Consider the following 18434-nt stretch of genomic DNA (forward strand, 5'->3'; position numbering starts at 1 on the left):
CTCTCAGACGTGTTCGTTGGGGGTGATGGGAGCGGCATGGCCGAATGCACCGTCGACCCCGCAGATTTCGGCTGCAAACTTGCTGCCTTTTTCCATGGCGATAGCGATGGCGTCCGCCGAAGGCCGGCTGCCGCGCGTCCAGCCGGCCATGAGCAGCGAAAGGAGTGTCGCGGTAATGAACGCATCGCCGGCGCCGAGCGTATCGACGACATTGGCAGGCTTTGGCAGAACCGAAACGAAGTCCTTGCCGTTATAGGCCGTGGCGCCTTCCGGCCCGAAGGTCGCCAAGGCCAGGCTGCAACCGTTGGAAACGGCTTCACGCAGGACAGCAAGACCGCGTTCACGACCGACGTCGCCCGCCGAAAGCGCTGCAAAATCAAGATGCGGCGTTACGGGTCCGATCAGATCGTCCACCTGCCAGCGATAGGAAAAGTCATAGGAAAGCAGGGCGCTCGCGCTCTTCAACGCCGCCAGATGCGGATTGAGATGACTGTAGCAGCTCGTGTGCACGAGGCGGAAACCGGCAATATAGTCTAGATCGGTCTGGTCCGGCGTGAAGGGATTTTCGCGCGCGACGCCGCCCTTGTTGGAAAACACGAACTCGCGGTTTCCATCAACGACGCGCACATCCGCATGGCCGTTCGCGCCTTCGACAATCCGGCAGAGCGATGTCGGAATGGCAAGCTCTTCCAGCGTGGAGCGCACATGGCGTCCGGCGGTATCCGTACCGAACGTGCCGAGAAAAGCCGCATCCGCGCCGAGCATCTTGGCGTAGGCCGAAAAATTGAGCGCATTGCCGCCCGGGTACATCTTGCCCGCATGCAGGTAACGGTCGACGACGTTGTCGCCCAGTCCGAGGACCCTGAGGCCCGAATATGTCTTGTCCGGCGTCATCATTCCTCGACCGCCTTCCCTGTCGTGCGGTGCCGAGACGGGTGGGACATCCGCCGATCGCGCAGCCCGACCCGGCGCGAAACTCTCGCACCGGGATTGAAGGCGATGTCGGCGGACGTCTTCGTCATCAGTAGTCGACCTTCCACATGTAGCGGCGCACGCTGAGCGGATGCTCGCGCAGAACCGAAAGCGTATGCGCGAACCAGTACCAGGTGACGCCGATCACGAAGGGAGACAGCAGCGGCGAGACATCCTCGTAACGGCCGGCATCGAAGGTGATGATCTTGTCCGTGACGCGGCGGGTGAACTCCAGCGCCCGCTGGTCGATCTTGCGGTTCTCGCCGTTGTCCATCAGGAAAACGTAGGCCATCTCCGGATCGGCCACCTCGAACGGGCCGTGGCGGAATTCACCCGAATGGATGTCGGACGCGTCGAGCCACAGCATCTCGTTGAAGATGCAGATCGAGTACTGGTAGTTCAGCGCCGACAGAATGCCGCTCGATAGCACATAGTAGATGTTCTCCTCCTTATAGCGGCGGGCGAGCTCCATGCCGCGCTCGCGCTCGGCATTCTTGATGTCGTGCAGCTTGGCCGGCATCGCTTCCAGATCGGCGATGAGCTGGGCGCCGACCGGGTTGCCGAGGCGCTTTAGGAAATGAGCGGCGAAGAGATAAGCGATCATCGTCTTCGGCATGCCCGGCAACTCCTTGCTATAGGGCAGCAGGTAGTCGCAGATCTTCGCAAGGCCGCTATCGTGACCCGAGGTCAGCGCCACGGTGACGGCACCGGTCGTCTTGGCCCAGCGGGCAGCGACGACCGTGTCTTCGGTCTCGCCGTTATGGGACGTGAGTAGCACGACGGCCTTTTCATTGACGGGCTTCGGACGGCGCGTTTCGAGTTCCGTCGAGTTGATGCGCTCGATCCTGAGGTCGCAATACTTGTCGAGGATGTATTTGACCGGCTCGATGTAGGAGTTCGAGCCGCCCGCGCCGACCAGGTAGATGGAATCGATCTGGCGCGAAGAGAAGATTTCATCGACCAGCCTTTCGGCAATCGGGTTACCGTCGCGAAAGGTCATCTCAAGGACGCCCTTCAGATAGTCGCCTTCGAGGTAGTTCGGGTTCGGAGCGGACTTGATCTGTTCGTCACTCGGCGTCAGGTTTTCGAGAGCCATGTTATTCATTCTCCAAAGGGAATTCAGGAAGCGCGGCCGAAGCCGCCGCCGCCCGGCGTTTGCAGGAACAGGCTGTCCCCGCGATTCATCAGGATGTTGGTGATCGAGATGTCGTATTCCTTGACCGTCCCGTCGGCATTCGCGAACTTCAGCCGGGCAACCTCGCCCTGGCCACCACCAAAGACACCGTCTGCCGGAGTCCGGAGGCCTTCGCAGGACGCATTTGCCCGCACGCCATCCGTCATCGCAACCACTTCGCGGACAATGCCCATGCCGCCCGTGGTATGGCCTTCGCCACCCGAACCGGTGGCGAGCGCATAACGGCGTACCATCAGCGGATATTCGATTTCGAGCGCTTCTGCCGGAAGGTTCGAGGTGTTGGTGATGTGCACCTGAATGCCGTTCATGCCGTCGTGTTCAAGGCTTGCACCCGCACCGCCGCCGACGGTTTCGAGGTAGACGAAACTGCCTTCCCGCGTCTTGTGCGGACCGAAAAAGATCATCGTCGCGTTCATGTCGGCCGAGGAGGCAAAGACCTTCTCCCTCGGCAGCACGTCGGCAAAGGCCTGGAAAATGGAGCGGACGACACGCTGGCAGCTGGTCGAGCGGATGCCCACGGCAGCCGGGAACTTCGGCCGCACCAGCGTGCCCTCTTCTGCAACGATCGTCACGGGAAGCGCCATTCCCTCGTTCGGCGGCAGCGCCGGATCGAGCAGCGCCTTGATCGTGTAGTAGCAGGTGGCGTCGAGGGCGGTCTTGGGGATGTTGACCGCACCTCGCGCCTGAGGATCGGTGCCGGTGAAGTCGAAGGTGATGCCGTCGCCGCCGACCTTGATCGCCACCTCGATGCGGCAGGGCTCGTAACCGACCCCGTCGCCGTCGATGAAGGCCTCGCCCCTGTAGATGCCGTCGGGAAGATCGCTGATGCGCTTGCGCAAACGGCTTTCCGAATAGGCGATCAGGTCGTCGATCGCCTTCTCGACAGTCGCGATTCCGAACTGGTCCGCAAGCGCCACGAGTTTCCGCTGGCCGATCTCGTTGGTGGCGATCTGTACCTTGAGATCGAGAATACGCTCCAGCGGATCGCGGCTGTTGGTGCTGATGAGCTTGACGATCTGCTCGTCCAGAACCCCTTCGCGGGCGATCTTCAGCACCGGGATCCGCAGGCCTTCCGCAAAGATGCTCGTCTGGCTGGGATCGCAAGAACCGGGAACGCCACCACCGACATCCGAATGATGGCCGAGGTTGGCGGCGAAGAAGCAGAGCCGGCCTTCATAGAAGACAGGTGTCAGGATCGAGATGTCCGGCGTGTGCGATCCGCCGGCGAGATAGGGGTCGTTGCAGATGAAGGCATCGCCCGGCCTGATGTCCTCAAGCTTGTAGTTTTCCAGAACCGCCGCCACGCCGCCCTGCAGCGAGCCGAGGTGAACCGGAATATGGGACGCCTGCACGATCAGCCGGCCACGGCCGTCGAAGAGACCGACCGAGCAGTCCTTGCGCTCCTTGATATTGGTCGAGAAGGACGAGCGCACGAGGCTCAGTCCCATCTCATCGGTGATCGACATGAATCGGTTGGAGTAGACCTCCATCTCGATGGCGTCGAATTCGCGTGGCGGTTTGACGTGCTGCTGCATCACGCACGGTCCTTCACAAAGCTGAGGATGATGTTGCCGTAGGCGTCGACGACGCCCGACTGGCCGGGAAGCACGTAGGTCGTGGAGGTGAGTTCCTCGATGATCGCGGGACCGGAGAACCTCTCGTCCTGCGGCATCGAGGCGCGCTTGTAGACCGGAACGGTCAGCCATCCGGTTTGCGGATCGATATAGACCGCGCGCTCGCCGACGATGGCGTCCGTCATGGTGCCGGCAACGCCCGGCACCGTCTGGAGCGGCCGGCCCGCATGGCCGATCGCCTGAACGCGAAGGTTGACGATCTCGACGGGATGGTCGTTCAGCGCATAGCCATAGACGACGCGATGGGCTTCCGCGAAACGGGCGGCGAAGTCTTCCGGGGTGGAAAGAATGCCCTCGACACGGATTTCATGGTTCTGGCCGGCATAGCGGGCTTCGGCGATATGCTGGAGCGCACGCTTCTCGTCGGGGATCGTTTCCGCTTCGAGCCATTCGCGTGCCTGGACTTCCAGACCTTCAAGGGCGGAGCGGATATCGAGCCAGCTTTCACCCTGAACCCGCTTGATCTGCGTGGAAACGAAATCGCGCGTCACGTCGGACAGAAGCACGCCGCGGGCACACATCGTGCCGGGGGATTCCGGAATGATGACCGTGTTCAGGCCGGTTTCCGCAGCCACCAGCGAGGAATGGAGCGGGCCGGCGCCGCCGAAAGCCATCAGCGCGAAGGATTTAAGGTCATGCCCTTTGTCCATGGAGACCGCCCGGATGGCGCGCGCCATGTTGGCGACCGCGATGCGGATGATGCCCCATGCCGCATCTTCGACCGAACGGCCAATCTTCTCTGCCACGGCACCGACTGCCTTGAGGGCGGCTTCGCGATCAACGGGCATGGCGCCATCAAGAAGCGCGATCGGGTTCAGCCGCTGCAGCACGATATTGGCGTCGGATATGGTCGCATCCGTTCCACCCTTACCGTAAGCAGCGGGGCCCGGCACGGCGGCTGCGCTCTGCGGGCCTACCTTCAGGCCGCCGGCATCATCGAGCCAGGCGATCGAGCCGCCGCCGGCGCCAATGACGTTGACGTCGACCATCGGGCAACGAATGGAATAGCCTGCCACGTCGCGGTCCGTGGAATAGGCCGGCTTGCCGTTGGCGATCAGGGCAACGTCGGTGGAGGTGCCGCCGACATCATAGGTGATGATGTCCGGGAAGGACGCCGCCTTACCCACGAGGGACGCACCGACAACACCGGCAGCAGGACCGGAGAGGCAGGTTCGGACCGGATAGTTGCGCGCCGTCTCGGTGGACATCAGGCCACCATTGGAATGGATCGTATAGGGCTTGGCCTCGATGCCCGCCTTGCGCGACCGCGTCATGAAGCGATCGAGATAACCGTCCATGCGCGGCATAAGGTAGGCGTTCATCACTGTGGTCGAGATGCGCTCGTATTCCCGGAACTCGGGCAGGACGTCGCTCGACAGCGAGATAAAGACACCGGGCAGGTGCTTGCGGATGATTTCTCCGGCGCGCCGCTCGTGCGCCGGGTTGCGGTAGGAATGCAGAAAGCCGATCGCGACGGCCTCCACGCCCTCTTGTTTGAAGCGTTCCGCGGCGGCTTCGACGCCCGCTTCGTCGAGCGACACGATGACTTCCCCGGCCGGGCCGAGGCGCTCCGCCACTTCGAGGCGCAGCGGACGGACAACCAGCGGGTCCGGCTTTCGAACGCTCATGTCGAACAGGTCGGGGCGGGTCTGGCGGCCGATCTCGAGTACGTCGCGAAAACCGTCGGTGGTCAGAAGACCGGTCTTTCCGCCTCGGCGTTCGATGACCATGTTGGTCGCGACTGTCGTGCCATGGCCGAAATGGACCACGTCGGATGCCTGAAGACCGCGCTCGGCAAAGCCGGCAATGCCGGTCTCGATCGCCTCGGACGGATCGTGAGGCGTCGAGGACACCTTGAAATGACGCATGTTTCCGGTCTCGTCATCGAGGACCGTGAAATCTGTGAAGGTTCCGCCGACATCGATGCCGACCCTGATATTGCCCATGATGCTCTGGTCTTTTGCGCTGTGGCACCGGCTTCACACCGCCGCCTTGCCTGTCATGAACGACATCTAGGATTGACTTCCCAAGTTTGTAAAATTCAATTATTCAAGCTTTCCATTCCAAAATGGAATGCTCAGGGAGTACGACATCATGCGACGGATCAAGCTGCGGCATCTCGACACGCTTGCGGCCTTCATGAAGACCGGCTCAGTGACGGAAGCGGCGCTTGTTCTGCACACCACTCAGCCGAATGCCAGCAAGTCGCTGAAACAGCTTGAGGAATTCGCGGGCATCAAACTGTTCGAGCGGAGCGCAGGGAGGCTACGTCCGACACCCGAGGCCGAGCTGCTCTTTTCGCACGCGGCACGCTTGATGGATGAGCTGACGGTTTTCGAAAATCTGTCGCTCGATCTCAGGGCAATGACGCAAGGCTACGTCAACATTGGTATTTTGTCCGCCTTCAGCACGGCCTTGATCCCGATGGCCATCGAGAGCTTCAACAACCAATATCCCGGCATCCAGGTGCAGGTTGATCTGCTCGACTCCGACAAAATCCATTCTTATGTCAGCCGCGGAAACTACGATTTCGGACTGGTGCACCACCCCGAACACGAGTCCGACCTGATGACGCAGACGTTGAAGACCTCATCGATGGTCTGCATAATGCCACCTGACCACATGCTCGCGCAACATCGGATCATCCTGGCGAGCGACATTGCCGATCAGCCCTTTGTGACCTATCCCCGCTCGGTACCTTTCGGCGCGGCGATCTTCCGATCGCTGTCCGATGAGGGAGTGCGGCCGTCCAATACCCTGATTTCCAATCAAAGCCAACTCGTCCGGCGGCTGGTCGAGCGAGGCCGAGGCGTGGCGCTCGTCGACCAGTTCTCTGTTTGGGACGCGAACGAACTGGACCACATTGTCGTCCGTCAGTTCGAGCCACGAATTCCCGTATCCGTCGGTATGATCTTGCCCAAACGCAGGCCACTGTCGCTCGCCGCGCAGACATTCGTAGGCACGCTAAAAGGTGTACTCCATCAGGACCCAACTTCATAGGTATCGGTCGCCTTGAACGAATACGAACCGCCGACCCTGCAATTTTTGTCTCCGAGAGCCGGACAGGATTGTGAATCATCATCGCGATGCCGATGTTACTGATCGATCAGAAACTCAGCGGTACAAGATCTAAGCAGACGACATCCAACATCTGTAATGTGGGGCGCACGCCAGAGGCTGCGAACGATAGATGTGAATAGGCACGGAGCTCAACGAACCCCGTGCCTATAATGAATTCAGTGCCAATTGGCATCTTCAACTGCCGAGCATGTCCGACAGCTTGTAGACGAGGAGGCCACTTGCAGCCAGGATCGACAGAAAACCACAAGCGCCGAGCACATTCTGAGTCAATGTGTTGCGCAGTGTACCCATTTCCCGACGATTGGAGATGATCATCAGCAGGCCTGCCAGGAACGGCGCAACCAATACCGTCATAGCTTGGGCAAAGATAATCAGTTGGACTCGGGATCCGGGTGCAAGCGCGACCACCAGAGCGCCAAAGGCAAGTACGCACGCAACCAGAATTTTCGTCCGCAATGCATCGAACGAACCGCCCCAGCCCACGCCATCAGACAGCAGCGTCCCACCCGCGGTTGCATTGGCGAGCATGGACGAGAAGGCGGCGGCGAAGAAGCCAAGGACAAAGAGTGTGCTGCCCACGGACCCTGCCAACGGTTGAAACACATTGGCAAGCTGCACCAGTGTCTGCACACGCTCACCCGTATGGCCGAGCACAGCGACCGCAACCATTATAACGAGGCAGGTCATGATACCTGGCGCGATGATACCCGGGAGCGTGTCGGTGATAGTCGAGTCCCGGTACTGGTCGGCGCGTGTCCCCTTGGCGCGCGTAGCGTAGCTGGTGAAAAACGCCGCATTGATGGAGAAGTTTGTCCCAACAAGCGCGATAATCAGGAGCTGGGCGCTTGGGGGGAAGGTTGGAATGACACCGGCCGCGCTGGCGATCCAATCGGGACGTGCAAGGATGGCGCTACAGACAAAGCCGATTGCCATCATCGCGACGAGAGCAAGCAGGATACGCTCCACAACTCCGTAGACGTTGCGCATCAGCAGGATAAACCCCACGGCGACGCTGCAAACGAGTGTCCACACGATCGAAGAGCCCCCAAAAAGCATGGAGAGGGCCAGACCTGAACCCGCGGCATTTCCGACGGAAAAGCAAAGAGTAACGAAAAACACACTGATACCGGCCAGCACACCAACGGGCTTGCCTAGTGTCTCCTTGATCGTCTGTATCATGGAGCCGCGGGCAATGATGCCGATACGCACGCTCATGTCGGTGAAGGCGATCATCAAGATCGTCGACAAGACAATTACCCAAATCAGTGAATAGCCACACGTGGGTCGAAACTTGCCTCACAGCTTCTGGCGTTTGGGCGGCGGCAAGCCCTGGAGCCGAAGGTTGTCAATCTCGGACGCCTGATCCGCGGCCTCGACGACATGCTGCGCCGGGCTCTCGGCGAAGGCATCGAGATCGAGACGATCGTCACGGGCGGTCTCTGGAACACATTGATCGATCCCGGCTAAGTCGAAAACGCTCTCCTCAACCTCGCGATTAATGCGCGTGATGCAATGGAGGGGCATGGCAAGCTGACGATCGAGGCTGGTAACGCCTCGCTGGACGACGCCTATGCCGCGCGCCATGCCGACGTCTCGCCAGGACAGTATGTGATGCTGGCGGTCACCGACACTGGATCGGGGATGAGCCCCGACGTCATAGAGCAAGCCTTCGAGCACTTCTTCACAACCAAACCCGCTGGTAAGGGCACAGGTCTTGGTCTCAGCATGGTCTGGGGCCTCGTCAAACAATCTGAAGGTCACATCAAGATCTATAGTGAACCAGGAGAAGGCACGACCATTCGCATGTACCTGCCACGCTCAAAGCAGGTGGAGGACGTGACCGTCGAAGTTGACAATGGGCCGGTGGTTGGCGGCAGGGAAACAGTCCTGGTGGTCGAGGACGATGAGGCTGTTCGCACGACAGTCGTCGAAATGCTCACCGACCTCGGTTACCGTGTCTTACGGGCCGTCGATGCGCAGACCGGGCTTGCGGTGATCGAGAGCGGTGTTCCGATCGATCTTCTGTTCACCGACGTCGTGATGCCCGGGCCGCTGCGGAGCGATGAACTTGCCCGCAAAGCACGCGAGCGGTTGCCGGAAATCGCTGTTCTGTTCACCTCTGGATACACCGAAAACGCGATCGTCCACGGCGGTCGTCTCGATGACGGCATCGAGCTCCTCAGCAAGCCCTACACGCGCGAGGCGTTAGCGAGGAAGATCCGGCGCGTCCTCGGCAACCGGCAGGTGGGCACCTCTGCTGATATGCAAGAGCGTTCCCCGGCTGGGACGAGGCAAATGGCACCTCCTGCACCGGACAAGTCGTCACTACGCATCCTGGTGGTGGAGGATGAACCGCTGATCCTGATGAGCACGATGGATATGCTGGAGACGATGGGACACCTCGTGTTCGAGGCTGTCAACGCTGAAGAGGCATTGTCTATTCTGGAAGGGAGGCCATCGACGTACTATTGACCGATCAAGGTCTGCCGGGCATGTCCGGAGCAGAGTTGGCGGTAGCCTGCCGGCGGCGACAGTCGAGACTAGGCGTCATGTTTGCGTCGGGTGCTTCGGAGATTCCGAATGTCGAAGGCCATGAGCTGATTGCGGACGCGGTCTTACTCGCCAAACCCTATGACGAGTCATCTTTAGCAGCCGCGATCGACCAGATGCGAGACAGGTCGCGATGAAGTAACCGGCTTTCAAGATCGAGCGTCTCACGACCCTTGCCCTCGCCGAGGCGCCGGCGGATGAGACGCTTCCGCGCCTGCATCTCGTTCAGCTTCGTGATGCCGTCTCGGGCCTGGCATCATTGGTCTCAGCCTGTATGGCCCGTATCAGCGGATTTCGTCCTTCACCGATCAATTCCGCATGTTCGGACCTACATCAGGAATTGAATGGGAGACGCCTGTGATGTTCGGAGGTCGCGATGTGGGCGTTGAGGCCGAAGACATTTGCGATGAGCTGCTCGGCCAGAATTTCGCTTCAATGCACCGAGCGGCTGAGCATGCGGTGGGGATATGCGGCCTTGAACTGCGAGATCATCGCGGATGCCTGCTGCAGAACTCGCTCGGTCGTCTCGGGCTTTTCCCGGGCAAGTTCGTCGGCGTTCACGCGGATAGCTTCCGCCATATTGGCGGACAGCACAGCAAAGCGGCCTTCCCCATAGACTAGAGCTTCCTGCGACGCTCTCTCCAGCCACCGTGCAAAGTCCACGATGATCTCTTCTCTCTCGGAGATGCTGGCATTTCTGATAAAGTTAATGTTCTCTTCCATTTGATCTCACTCCATACCAGACGTGGGAAGGGCCCGAGCTCATCAAAGCCTCGGTTACGCAAGAGCTAGGAAAGAGAAATTTCAGATTCAAGACCTCAGTGAAGCTTGAACTCACCTTCGACACGGCTCCATTCACTGGGTCCGATCAGCCGCTGATGGGTATAGCGGACGGAATGGAGCGGCCCTTCGAGGGTGGTCTGCCAGAAGTTCAGGAACTTGTGCATCTCCGGAAAATCGGGAGCGAGATCATAGTCCTGCCAGACATAGGTCTGCAACACGGATTCGAAATCGGGAATTCGGTAAAGGATATGTGCGGTGGTCAGCCCATAGCCGTTCAGTTGACGCTCCAGATCCGATGAAAATCGCATGCTTCTCCTCCGTTTCAGGCATTGCAAATGCTGGCGCAAAATTTTGCGGCCATCAACGCTTTTATCAACGCAGCATGCCAGTTTCTTGTTCCTTTCCAGCACGTTAGCAGCAAATCCAGATGAGTGCTAATTTTTTCGCTTCGCCCTCTTGAAATCGAAAAATCGCGAAACCAGATTTTTTCGCGCAGAACGCTCGGCAGAGGTTTTGCACCCGCCCGGACTGGTCATCCGGTCCGGCCAGGGGGAACTACGTCATCATTGTTTGTCCATTGGAGGAAAACATGTCGTTCCGACCGCTTCACGATCGCATTCTCGTCCGCCGGATCGAATCCGAAGAGAAAACCAAAGGCGGCATCATCATTCCCGACACCGCCAAGGAAAAACCGCACGAGGGCGAAGTCATCGCCGTCGGTCCAGGCGGCCGTAACGAGACCGGCCACATCCAGGCGCTCGACGTCAAGGTCGGCGATCGCATCCTGTTCGGCAAATGGTCTGGCACCGAGATCAAGATCAACGGCGAGGACCTACTGATCATGAAAGAAAGCGATGTCATGGGCATCATCGAGGCCCAGGCAGAGCAGAAGAAAGCCGCCTGAGCATTCAACGCCAAAAACCATCAGTCAGATAGCTGCCTATTGAGGAGTTAAAGAAATGGCTGCGAAAGAAGTCAAGTTCAACACCGATGCCCGTGAACGGATGCTGCGCGGGGTCGACGTGCTCGCCAATGCGGTGAAGGTAACGCTTGGCCCCAAGGGCCGCAACGTCGTGATCGACAAGTCGTTCGGCGCGCCTCGCATCACCAAGGACGGCGTATCGGTCGCCAAGGAAATCGAACTGGAAGACAAGTTCGAGAACATGGGCGCGCAGATGCTGCGCGAAGTCGCTTCGAAAACCAACGACCTCGCGGGCGACGGTACCACAACCGCAACCGTTCTGGCCCAGGCGATCGTCAAGGAAGGCGCCAAGGCGGTCGCCTCTGGCATGAACCCGATGGACCTGAAGCGCGGCATCGACATTGCCGTCGACGCCGTTGTCAAGGAACTCAAGTCAAACGCCCGCAAGATCACCAGTAATTCCGAAATTGCCCAGGTCGGAACGATCTCTGCGAACGGTGACCAGGAAATCGGCCGCTATCTTGCGGAGGCGATGGAGAAGGTCGGCAACGAAGGCGTCATCACGGTTGAGGAAGCCAAGACCGCCGAAACCGAACTCGAAGTCGTCGAAGGCATGCAGTTTGACCGCGGTTACCTGTCGCCCTACTTCGTCACCAACCAGGACAAGATGCGGGTCGAGCTGGAAGATCCCTATATCTTGATTCACGAGAAGAAGCTCTCCAACCTTCAGGCGATGCTGCCGGTGCTGGAGGCTGTTGTCCAGTCGGGCAAACCGCTCCTGATCATCGCCGAAGACGTCGAAGGCGAAGCTCTTGCAACGCTCGTCGTCAACAAGCTGCGTGGCGGCCTCAAGATCGCTGCCGTCAAGGCTCCGGGCTTCGGCGACCGCCGCAAGGCCATGCTGGAAGACATCGCCATCCTGACGGGCGGCACTGTCATCTCCGAAGACCTCGGCATCAAGCTCGAAAACGTCACGCTCAACATGCTCGGCCGGGCGAAGAAGGTGGCGATCGAGAAGGAGAACACGACCATCATCGATGGTGCCGGTTCGCGTGCGGAGATCGAAGGCCGCACCGCGCAGATCCGCGCCCAAATCGAGGAGACCACCTCCGATTACGACCGCGAGAAGCTGCAGGAACGCCTTGCCAAGCTCGCTGGCGGCGTCGCCGTGATCCGCGTCGGCGGCTCGACGGAAGTCGAAGTCAAGGAGAAGAAGGACCGTGTCGACGATGCCCTGCATGCGACCCGTGCGGCTGTCGAGGAAGGCATCCTCCCGGGCGGCGGTGTTGCGCTGCTGCGCGCCGTGAAGGCCCTCGAAAATCTCGCAACGGCCAACCAGGATCAGAAGGTCGGCGTCGAAATTGTTCGCCGCGCTATCGAGGCGCCGGTCCGGCAGATCGCCGAGAACGCCGGCGCCGAAGGTTCGGTGATCGTCGGCAAGCTGCGCGAGAAATCGGAGTTCTCTTACGGCTGGAACGCCCAGACCGGAGAATATGGTGATCTCTACGCCCAGGGTGTGATCGATCCGGCCAAGGTCGTGCGCACGGCCCTCCAGGATGCCGCTTCGGTCGCAGGCCTTCTTGTGACGACGGAAGCGATGATTGCCGAAAAGCCCAAGAAGGAAGCCGCTCCGGCCCTGCCCGCGGGCGCCGGCATGGACTTCTAAGGCCGCCTGCTGCCGGGGGCTCGTCCCACCTCGAGGGGCGAGCCTCCTCCAAACTGTTGAATAAGTTCCATCGGTCAAGATCAATGGAGCCAGGCCATGAGAAAGGAAAGCATCAGCAATTCGATACCGGAGAATGCCACAGCCGCGCTCAGCGCCGCGCATCTGCTTCATCCGGCCAAACACTTCGACCACCCGCGTGACGTGCTTGCCGCCGCTGACATCGGTGACGAGGAAAAGCGGGCCATTCTTGCCTCCTGGGCATCCGATATCTTTGCCATCGAGTCCATTCCGGCCCTTCGCCTTTATCCCGACACGGATAAAGCCGTCTCCTACGACGAAATCATTGAAGCGCTAAAGACGTTGGACAAGGGCGATGAGCGAACCGGCGTGCATGGTTCGCCAGCATCTTTTAGTGCCCATAGGACGACGCACCGCAGGAGACCGCAAATGCGCCGGCTTGGCGGCCTTGGCCTGTGCAGCTACCGGAAAGGAGATCGCCGTCGACAGCCATTCGAGATCTAGCCATTCAATCTGAAGCAGCCTGCCTCTTTGAGGATGCGGCCTTGATTTTTACCGACGACTCTTTGCTCAACTGAGGAGGTTTTGCCGATGAAGATCGCTCAGATCGCACCGCTCGCTGAAAGTGTTCCGCCCAAGCTGTACGGGGGAACCGAGCGCATTGTTTCCTATCTCACCGAAGAACTTGTCGCTCAGGGTCATGACGTCACGCTTTTTGCCAGCGGCGACTCCGTCACTAACGCGCGGATGGTTGCGTGCTCGGATGTCGCCCTCAGGCTCAGCCCGGCTGTCCGGGATCACCTGCCGCACCAGGTCGTGATGTTGGAGGAGATCCGGCGGCGGTCGCACGAATTCGACGTGCTTCATTTTCATATTGATCTCATGCATTTTCCGCTGATCAGGGGCTTTGCCGATCGCACCGTCACGACATTGCATGGACGCCTCGATCTGCCGGATCTCAAACCCGTCTACCAGGCTTTTCCCGATATTCCGCTGGTCTCGATCTCCAATGATCAGCGTCGCCCGATGGCGCCGGTCAACTGGGTCGGAACAGTCTACCATGGGCTGCCCGTCGGCCTGCTGCCGTTCACGGAAAAGCCCGTGGGCAATTACCTTGCCTTCCTCGGGCGGATATCGCCAGAAAAGCGGCCTGATCGTGCCATCGAGATTGCGGCGAGGGTCGGCATGCCCCTCAAAATCGCCGCCAAGATCGACAATGCTGACAAGGCCTATTGGGAGACGGTGATCGAGCCGATGGTCAAGAGTCATCCGAATGTCGAATTCATCGGAGAGATCAACGAGCACCAGAAGGCCGGCTTCCTCGGCAATGCGCGCGCACTGCTGTTCCCGATCGACTGGCCGGAGCCGTTCGGACTGGTCATGATCGAAGCTATGGCATGTGGAACGCCCGTCATCGCGTTCGGATGCGGCTCCGTGCCGGAAGTCATCGACAATGGTGCGTCGGGTATTCTCGTCGGCAGCATGACGGAAGCGGTCGAGAACGTCGAATGGGCGCTCAGAATGGATCGAAAGAAGGTGCGTGCGACATTCGAGAAGCGGTTCAGCGCAGAACGGATGGCGCGGGACTATATCGATATCTATCGAAGCTTGCCTGGCGTTCGCACGAAGGCGGCCCCGCTACGCCGCGCCAATGGCCAAGGCCTGGATCTCCGGGTTGTTGCATAGGAGGCATCGCCATGACAGCCGCGTTTGTGGATAGCAAGTCATCCTTCGCACCGATAGAGCCAGCCGCGCCAGTGGCGCAGTTCTTTATCCCAGCGGCCGCCTCGCTGCAGGAGCGACGACCGCGCACCCTGAAGCACGGCGATACCTTCGCCGTCTTCGATCACAATGGAGATGCGCTTTCCGGCCCGGGTAGCCCTGAAGGCCTTTTCTACCGCGATACGCGCTATCTCTCGCATCTCTACCTGACCATCGACGGCAAGAGGCTAATGCTGTTGTCGTCGACGCTGCGCGACGACAACGCGACGCTCACCTGCGACCTCACCAATCCCGATCTTTTCGACGAGAAGGGCAAGCTCACGCTCGGGCATGATCTCATTCATCTGCGCAGGTCTCGTTTTCTGTGGAGTGCCCGTTGCTATGAACGGCTGGCCGTCAGGAACTATGACGATCGGCCACAACACATTCGTATCGAAATCTCGTTCGGGGCGGATTTCGCCGATCTGTTCGAGGTGCGGGGAACCGCAAGAGCCAGGAAGGGGCGCACTCTTCCTACTGTGCTGGAGCAGGGTTCAGTCGTGTTGTCCTATATCGGACTTGATGAGCGGAAACGATCGACGTCCCTATCATTCAGCCCTTGGCCCGATGAAATCCGCAACGATGCAGCAGTCTATGATCTTCGGCTCGAGCCGCATGAGACGCGGTCCCTCTTCATCGAGATCGCCTGCGACCAGACGGGAGCTGATCAGCCGAGCCACCGCTCTTTCTTTCTGGCCATGCGAGATGCCCGACGGGCGTTGCGGGCCTCGTCCTCGCGCGCGGCATCGATCGCTACGTCAAATGAGATCTTCAACGAGGTCGCGCGGCGTAGCGTCTCCGATCTGTACATGCTGATGACCGACAAGCCGGAAGGGCCATATCCCTATGCCGGCATTCCCTGGTTCAGCACTGTGTTCGGTCGAGACGCGCTGATTACGGCGCTGGAGACGCTCTGGCTCGATCCGCAGATCGCCCGCGGCGTGCTCGGGCATTTGGCCGCCAATCAGGCGAGGGAGATCTATCCCCCCTCCGATGCAGAGCCCGGCAAGATCCTGCATGAGGTGCGCTATGGCGAAATGGCCGAACTCGGCGAGGTTCCTTTCCGCCGCTATTACGGCAGCATCGATTCCACCCCGCTCTTCGTGATGCTGGCTGGCGAATATCTCAAACGGACCGGAGCTCTCGCGGTCATCGAGCGCCTTCTGCCGCATATCGAGTCCGCTCTCACCTGGATCGACGAACATGGTGATCGTGACGGCGACGGCTTCGTTGAATATGGACGGATGACGGACGAAGGGCTGATCAACCAGGCCTGGAAGGACAGTCACGACTCGGTCTTCCATGCTGACGGAACATTGGCGAAGGGGCCGATCGCGATTGCGGAGGTTCAGGCCTATGTTTACGGCGCCTGGCAGGCGGCGGCCGAGATCTTCCGGCGGCTTGGCCGGCCGGAACGGGCGGCGAAGTTTCTTGCACGAGCGGAGGGCTTGCGCCGCGCCTTCGATACGAGCTTCTTTGTTGAGGACCTTGGAACGTATGTCCTGGCTCTCGACGGAGACAAGCGCCCCTGTCGCGTCCGCTCCTCCAATGCCGGCCATGCGCTGTTCACCGGCATCGCTTATCCTGAACGAGCCGCCCAAGTAACCCGCACCCTGATGAGTGCCTCGTCCTTCTGCGGCTGGGGCATCCGCACGATCCCGTCGACAGAGCCGCGCTATAATCCAATGAGCTATCACAACGGCTCGATCTGGCCGCACGACAATGCCCTGATCGCCAGCGGCCTTGCCCGCTATGGCTATCAGACGGAAGCGGCCCGCATCTTCGAGGGTTTGTTCGCGGCATCGACCTATATTGACCTGCGTCGGCTTCCGGAGCTCTTCTGCGGTCTGCCGCGTCAGCGCGCTCAGGGCCCGACCTTCTATCCGGTCGCATGCTCGCCACAGGCGTGGGCGGCTGCAGCGCCACTTCTTCTACTGCAATCGTGCCTCGGTCTCGATTTCGATCCGAACGCCCTGCACATCAGCTTCAATGAACCGCGATTGCCTTCTTTTCTCGATGAGGTGACCCTGCGGCGCCTGCAGATCGGGAATGGCTCAGCCGATGTAACCATCCGCGGATCCGGCCGTCATGTCGTTGTCGACGTCGTCGATCGTCGAGGCGATGTCCGCGTGCTCACGACGGGCTAAGGCAGCATTTGCCAGGCGGCATAGCTGCCGCCTGGCCTATTCGGCCTCGTCATTACCCGAATCCAGCTTGTCAACCAGAGTGGCAGCCCTGCTCCCCTGTTCCGGTCGAGCATCGGCTTCGACCGAATGCTGAATGCGCTCGAGGCTGCAAGCCGCATCGAGACGATCGACAACTGGCCCCCATATGACATCGTCAAGTCCGGTGAGGACGAATACCGCATCGCGATGGCGGTGGCAGGCTTCTCGCAGGACGAACTGACGATTACCCAGGAGCAGAACATGCTCTTCGTATCGGGTCAGAAGGCAAATGCCGAAGACGTGCAATATCTGCACCGCGGGATTGCTGGCCGCTCATTCCAGCGTCGGTTCGAGCTTGCCGATCACGTCAAGGTCGTCGGCACTAACGGTCTGTTGACCATCGATCTCAAGCGGGAAATTCCGGATGCGATGAAGCCGCGCCAGATCGCGATCTCGACTGATATGGCTCTGCCCAAGGCCGAGACGAAACAGATCGAGGCCGACAAGCAGGCGGCTTAAGCTCCGACCACAGCACAATTTGCAAAGACGGCGCCGGGCGATGCCCGGCGTCAACAGTGAAGGTTTGCCAACTGAACCACAAGATAAGGAGAAGAAAGATGAGTGTCCGTGATTTGATTCCCTGGGGCCGCAACAATGGCAACCAGGTTCCGAGTCTCCTCCGTGACGACGACCGGGATCCCTTCCTCTCGCTACATCGCGAGGTGAATCGCCTGTTCGACGGCAGCGTACCGACACTGCTCCGGCTGATGGGTATCTTCAAGAAGATCGAAGCCGAGCTTTTCGACGAAGAAGGCAATCGCTTCGTTATAGTCTCGGACGATCAACGCAACCATGTGCGAGGACTGCGGCATAAGCCTCTCCCCCGATCGCCGACGGCGGCCGGGTTTGTTCTGGGAGGAGCACGTCTTAAGTGGATCCGGATTAAAGTTGCATCTCTGGCTCAATGACGCTCGGGCGGTGTTCGTTAGGAAAAGGAGTGCAAATTCACGAACCGGTTTCACTATGGGACGCTGCGACGGGCTTCGATTCCGGGGATCCCCTGAAGCGCAGGAAAATCGACAGGACGACCAGAACGGCGGTCGACAGGAACTCGGACTGCCAGTTCTGGAACGACTCGAACCAGAACTGACCACTTGCGAAATGATCCCAGATTGACTGGACCGGTTGTCCGTGCGTCAGCGCCTCCGCGTTCTCCGCTTCGGCGCTGTAGCGGAGGTGAAGCAGAAAGCTGAGGAGAAAGAGAGCGGCCAAGGCCAGACCAAGCGAATAGGAATAAACCCGGCGAACCACTCCGCCAAGGCGCACCGGCAGGGGTGCGGTCATTGGCCTTGTCGGCGGGGTCTTCGTCCTGCGGCGCGCTTTCATCCGGGTCCTTGGATTCCGACGAGCCGCGTTGGAAAAGAAAAGCGGTCAGGACGACATAAGCCGACATCTGCAGAAATTCGCTCTCCCAGTTCTCGAAGAGAGCCGAGAGAAAATGGCCTGAGGTCGCGTAGGACGAGAGCGTGACGGCATGGCTGCCATGCTTGGCCAACTCCTCGTTGTAGACATTCCACCCGGTCAGGAACATCCCAAGGATCGTAGCAAGTGACGCCACCGCCAAGACGATCGTAAGCCCGTTGTCGCGCAATAGACGCATTACTTTTCCCTTTGACTTAGGCGGTGA

General features: G+C 59.8%; 16 protein-coding genes and 3 pseudogenes. 9 read left to right on the forward strand and 10 right to left on the reverse strand.

Annotation, left to right across the window (positions count from 1 at the left end; all coding sequences use genetic code 11):
• Window positions 1–3: 3 nt before the first annotated feature.
• From ACSQ8R_RS30240 to ACSQ8R_RS30260, 5 genes are read right to left on the reverse strand one after another with little or no spacing between them, the layout of a single operon-like run.
• Window positions 4–897 (reverse strand): fructoselysine 6-kinase, encoded by an 894-nt coding sequence (locus tag ACSQ8R_RS30240; protein ID WP_436257014.1) that lies wholly within the window; start codon window positions 895–897, stop codon window positions 4–6.
• Window positions 894–1022, reverse strand: a complete 129-nt coding sequence (locus ACSQ8R_RS30245) for a hypothetical protein (RefSeq protein ID WP_436257015.1) — start codon at window positions 1020–1022, stop codon at window positions 894–896. The genes ACSQ8R_RS30240 and ACSQ8R_RS30245 overlap by 4 nt, the downstream gene beginning before the upstream one ends.
• Window positions 1022–2068, reverse strand: a complete 1047-nt coding sequence (locus ACSQ8R_RS30250; protein WP_436257016.1) for an SIS domain-containing protein — start codon at window positions 2066–2068, stop codon at window positions 1022–1024. Before ACSQ8R_RS30250 ends, ACSQ8R_RS30245 begins: the two co-directional genes overlap by 1 nt.
• A 23-nt stretch (window positions 2069–2091) precedes the next feature.
• On the reverse strand, window positions 2092–3702 hold the full coding sequence (locus ACSQ8R_RS30255; RefSeq protein WP_436257017.1) for a hydantoinase B/oxoprolinase family protein: 1611 nt from the start codon (window positions 3700–3702) through the stop codon (window positions 2092–2094).
• Window positions 3702–5747, reverse strand: a complete 2046-nt coding sequence (locus tag ACSQ8R_RS30260; protein WP_436257018.1) for a hydantoinase/oxoprolinase family protein — start codon at window positions 5745–5747, stop codon at window positions 3702–3704. The genes ACSQ8R_RS30255 and ACSQ8R_RS30260 overlap by 1 nt, the downstream gene beginning before the upstream one ends.
• A 148-nt stretch (window positions 5748–5895) precedes the next feature.
• Here ACSQ8R_RS30260 and ACSQ8R_RS30265 point away from each other — a divergent pair, with 148 nt between their 5' ends.
• Window positions 5896–6801, forward strand: a complete 906-nt coding sequence (locus ACSQ8R_RS30265; RefSeq protein ID WP_436257019.1) for a LysR family transcriptional regulator — start codon at window positions 5896–5898, stop codon at window positions 6799–6801.
• Window positions 6802–7056: 255 nt separating this feature from the next.
• Here the strand turns inward: ACSQ8R_RS30265 and ACSQ8R_RS30270 are convergent, their stop codons facing one another.
• The gene (locus ACSQ8R_RS30270) at window positions 7057–8130 is read right to left on the reverse strand and encodes an NRAMP family divalent metal transporter (protein ID WP_436257020.1); all 1074 of its coding nucleotides are present in this window, start codon (window positions 8128–8130) and stop codon (window positions 7057–7059) included.
• Between the two features lie 30 nt (window positions 8131–8160).
• On the opposite strand from ACSQ8R_RS30270, the pseudogene ACSQ8R_RS30275 reads away from it, so the two are divergent.
• Window positions 8161–9569, forward strand: a pseudogene (locus tag ACSQ8R_RS30275) (response regulator); the annotation flags it as partial.
• A 295-nt stretch (window positions 9570–9864) separates the two neighbouring features.
• Here ACSQ8R_RS30275 and ACSQ8R_RS30280 read toward each other — a convergent pair.
• Window positions 9865–10155: a hypothetical protein gene (locus ACSQ8R_RS30280; RefSeq protein ID WP_436257021.1), complete on the reverse strand. Its 291-nt coding sequence runs from the start codon at window positions 10153–10155 to the stop codon at window positions 9865–9867.
• A gap of 95 nt (window positions 10156–10250) precedes the next feature.
• A complete protein-coding gene (locus tag ACSQ8R_RS30285) occupies window positions 10251–10523 on the reverse strand; it encodes an usg protein (RefSeq protein WP_436257022.1) in 273 nt (90 codons plus the stop codon).
• 281 nt (window positions 10524–10804) lie between these two features.
• Between ACSQ8R_RS30285 and ACSQ8R_RS30290 the strand changes: the two genes are divergently transcribed.
• The 7 genes and pseudogenes from ACSQ8R_RS30290 to ACSQ8R_RS30320 all read left to right on the forward strand — a co-directional run.
• A complete protein-coding gene (locus ACSQ8R_RS30290; protein ID WP_436257023.1) occupies window positions 10805–11119 on the forward strand; it encodes a co-chaperone GroES in 315 nt (104 codons plus the stop codon).
• Between the two features lie 55 nt (window positions 11120–11174).
• On the forward strand, window positions 11175–12803 hold the full coding sequence (gene groL, locus ACSQ8R_RS30295; RefSeq protein ID WP_436257024.1) for a chaperonin GroEL: 1629 nt from the start codon (window positions 11175–11177) through the stop codon (window positions 12801–12803).
• Between the two features lie 96 nt (window positions 12804–12899).
• Complete coding sequence (locus tag ACSQ8R_RS30300; protein WP_436257025.1) at window positions 12900–13325, forward strand: hypothetical protein; 426 nt, start codon at window positions 12900–12902, stop codon at window positions 13323–13325.
• An 87-nt stretch (window positions 13326–13412) separates the two neighbouring features.
• Window positions 13413–14507, forward strand: coding sequence for a glycosyltransferase family 4 protein (locus ACSQ8R_RS30305; RefSeq protein WP_436257026.1), 1095 nt, complete (start codon window positions 13413–13415; stop codon window positions 14505–14507).
• Between the two features lie 11 nt (window positions 14508–14518).
• Entirely contained in the window at window positions 14519–16729 is a 2211-nt protein-coding gene (locus tag ACSQ8R_RS30310) for an amylo-alpha-1,6-glucosidase (RefSeq protein ID WP_436257027.1), read from the forward strand.
• 126 nt (window positions 16730–16855) lie between these two features.
• The gene (locus tag ACSQ8R_RS30315; protein WP_436257028.1) at window positions 16856–17266 is read left to right on the forward strand and encodes an Hsp20 family protein; all 411 of its coding nucleotides are present in this window, start codon (window positions 16856–16858) and stop codon (window positions 17264–17266) included.
• A 98-nt stretch (window positions 17267–17364) separates the two neighbouring features.
• A pseudogene (locus ACSQ8R_RS30320) lies at window positions 17365–17487 on the forward strand (Hsp20/alpha crystallin family protein); the annotation flags it as partial.
• Here ACSQ8R_RS30320 and ACSQ8R_RS30325 read toward each other — a convergent pair.
• Both ACSQ8R_RS30325 and ACSQ8R_RS30330 read right to left on the reverse strand, forming a co-directional pair.
• Window positions 17458–17619, reverse strand: coding sequence for a VOC family protein (locus ACSQ8R_RS30325; RefSeq protein ID WP_436257318.1), 162 nt, complete (start codon window positions 17617–17619; stop codon window positions 17458–17460). The pseudogene ACSQ8R_RS30320 and the gene ACSQ8R_RS30325 overlap by 30 nt on opposite strands.
• 133 nt (window positions 17620–17752) lie before the next feature.
• Window positions 17753–18407, reverse strand: a pseudogene (locus tag ACSQ8R_RS30330) (DUF6766 family protein).
• Between the last annotated feature and the right edge of the window lie 27 nt (window positions 18408–18434).

This window comes from Neorhizobium sp. LjRoot104, from assembly GCF_964253725.1.
In the GTDB taxonomy this organism is placed as follows: domain Bacteria; phylum Pseudomonadota; class Alphaproteobacteria; order Rhizobiales; family Rhizobiaceae; genus Neorhizobium.

Bases quoted from the DNA above. Each gene is read 5' to 3' on its own strand.
- ACSQ8R_RS30285 (WP_436257022.1), bottom strand. From the start codon at position 10,523: ATGCGATTTTCATCGGATCTGGAGCGTCAACTGAACGGCTATGGGCTG.
- groL (WP_436257024.1), top strand. From the start codon at position 11,175: ATGGCTGCGAAAGAAGTCAAGTTCAACACCGATGCCCGTGAACGGATG.
- ACSQ8R_RS30240 (WP_436257014.1), bottom strand. From the start codon at position 897: ATGATGACGCCGGACAAGACATATTCGGGCCTCAGGGTCCTCGGACTG.
- ACSQ8R_RS30265 (WP_436257019.1), top strand. From the start codon at position 5,896: ATGCGACGGATCAAGCTGCGGCATCTCGACACGCTTGCGGCCTTCATG.
- ACSQ8R_RS30280 (WP_436257021.1), bottom strand. From the start codon at position 10,155: ATGGAAGAGAACATTAACTTTATCAGAAATGCCAGCATCTCCGAGAGA.
- ACSQ8R_RS30255 (WP_436257017.1), bottom strand. From the start codon at position 3,702: ATGCAGCAGCACGTCAAACCGCCACGCGAATTCGACGCCATCGAGATG.
- ACSQ8R_RS30245 (WP_436257015.1), bottom strand. From the start codon at position 1,022: ATGACGAAGACGTCCGCCGACATCGCCTTCAATCCCGGTGCGAGAGTT.
- ACSQ8R_RS30310 (WP_436257027.1), top strand. From the start codon at position 14,519: ATGACAGCCGCGTTTGTGGATAGCAAGTCATCCTTCGCACCGATAGAG.
- ACSQ8R_RS30250 (WP_436257016.1), bottom strand. From the start codon at position 2,068: ATGGCTCTCGAAAACCTGACGCCGAGTGACGAACAGATCAAGTCCGCT.
- ACSQ8R_RS30315 (WP_436257028.1), top strand. From the start codon at position 16,856: ATGCTGAATGCGCTCGAGGCTGCAAGCCGCATCGAGACGATCGACAAC.
- ACSQ8R_RS30260 (WP_436257018.1), bottom strand. From the start codon at position 5,747: ATGGGCAATATCAGGGTCGGCATCGATGTCGGCGGAACCTTCACAGAT.
- ACSQ8R_RS30305 (WP_436257026.1), top strand. From the start codon at position 13,413: ATGAAGATCGCTCAGATCGCACCGCTCGCTGAAAGTGTTCCGCCCAAG.
- ACSQ8R_RS30290 (WP_436257023.1), top strand. From the start codon at position 10,805: ATGTCGTTCCGACCGCTTCACGATCGCATTCTCGTCCGCCGGATCGAA.
- ACSQ8R_RS30325 (WP_436257318.1), bottom strand. From the start codon at position 17,619: ATGCCGCAGTCCTCGCACATGGTTGCGTTGATCGTCCGAGACTATAAC.
- ACSQ8R_RS30300 (WP_436257025.1), top strand. From the start codon at position 12,900: ATGAGAAAGGAAAGCATCAGCAATTCGATACCGGAGAATGCCACAGCC.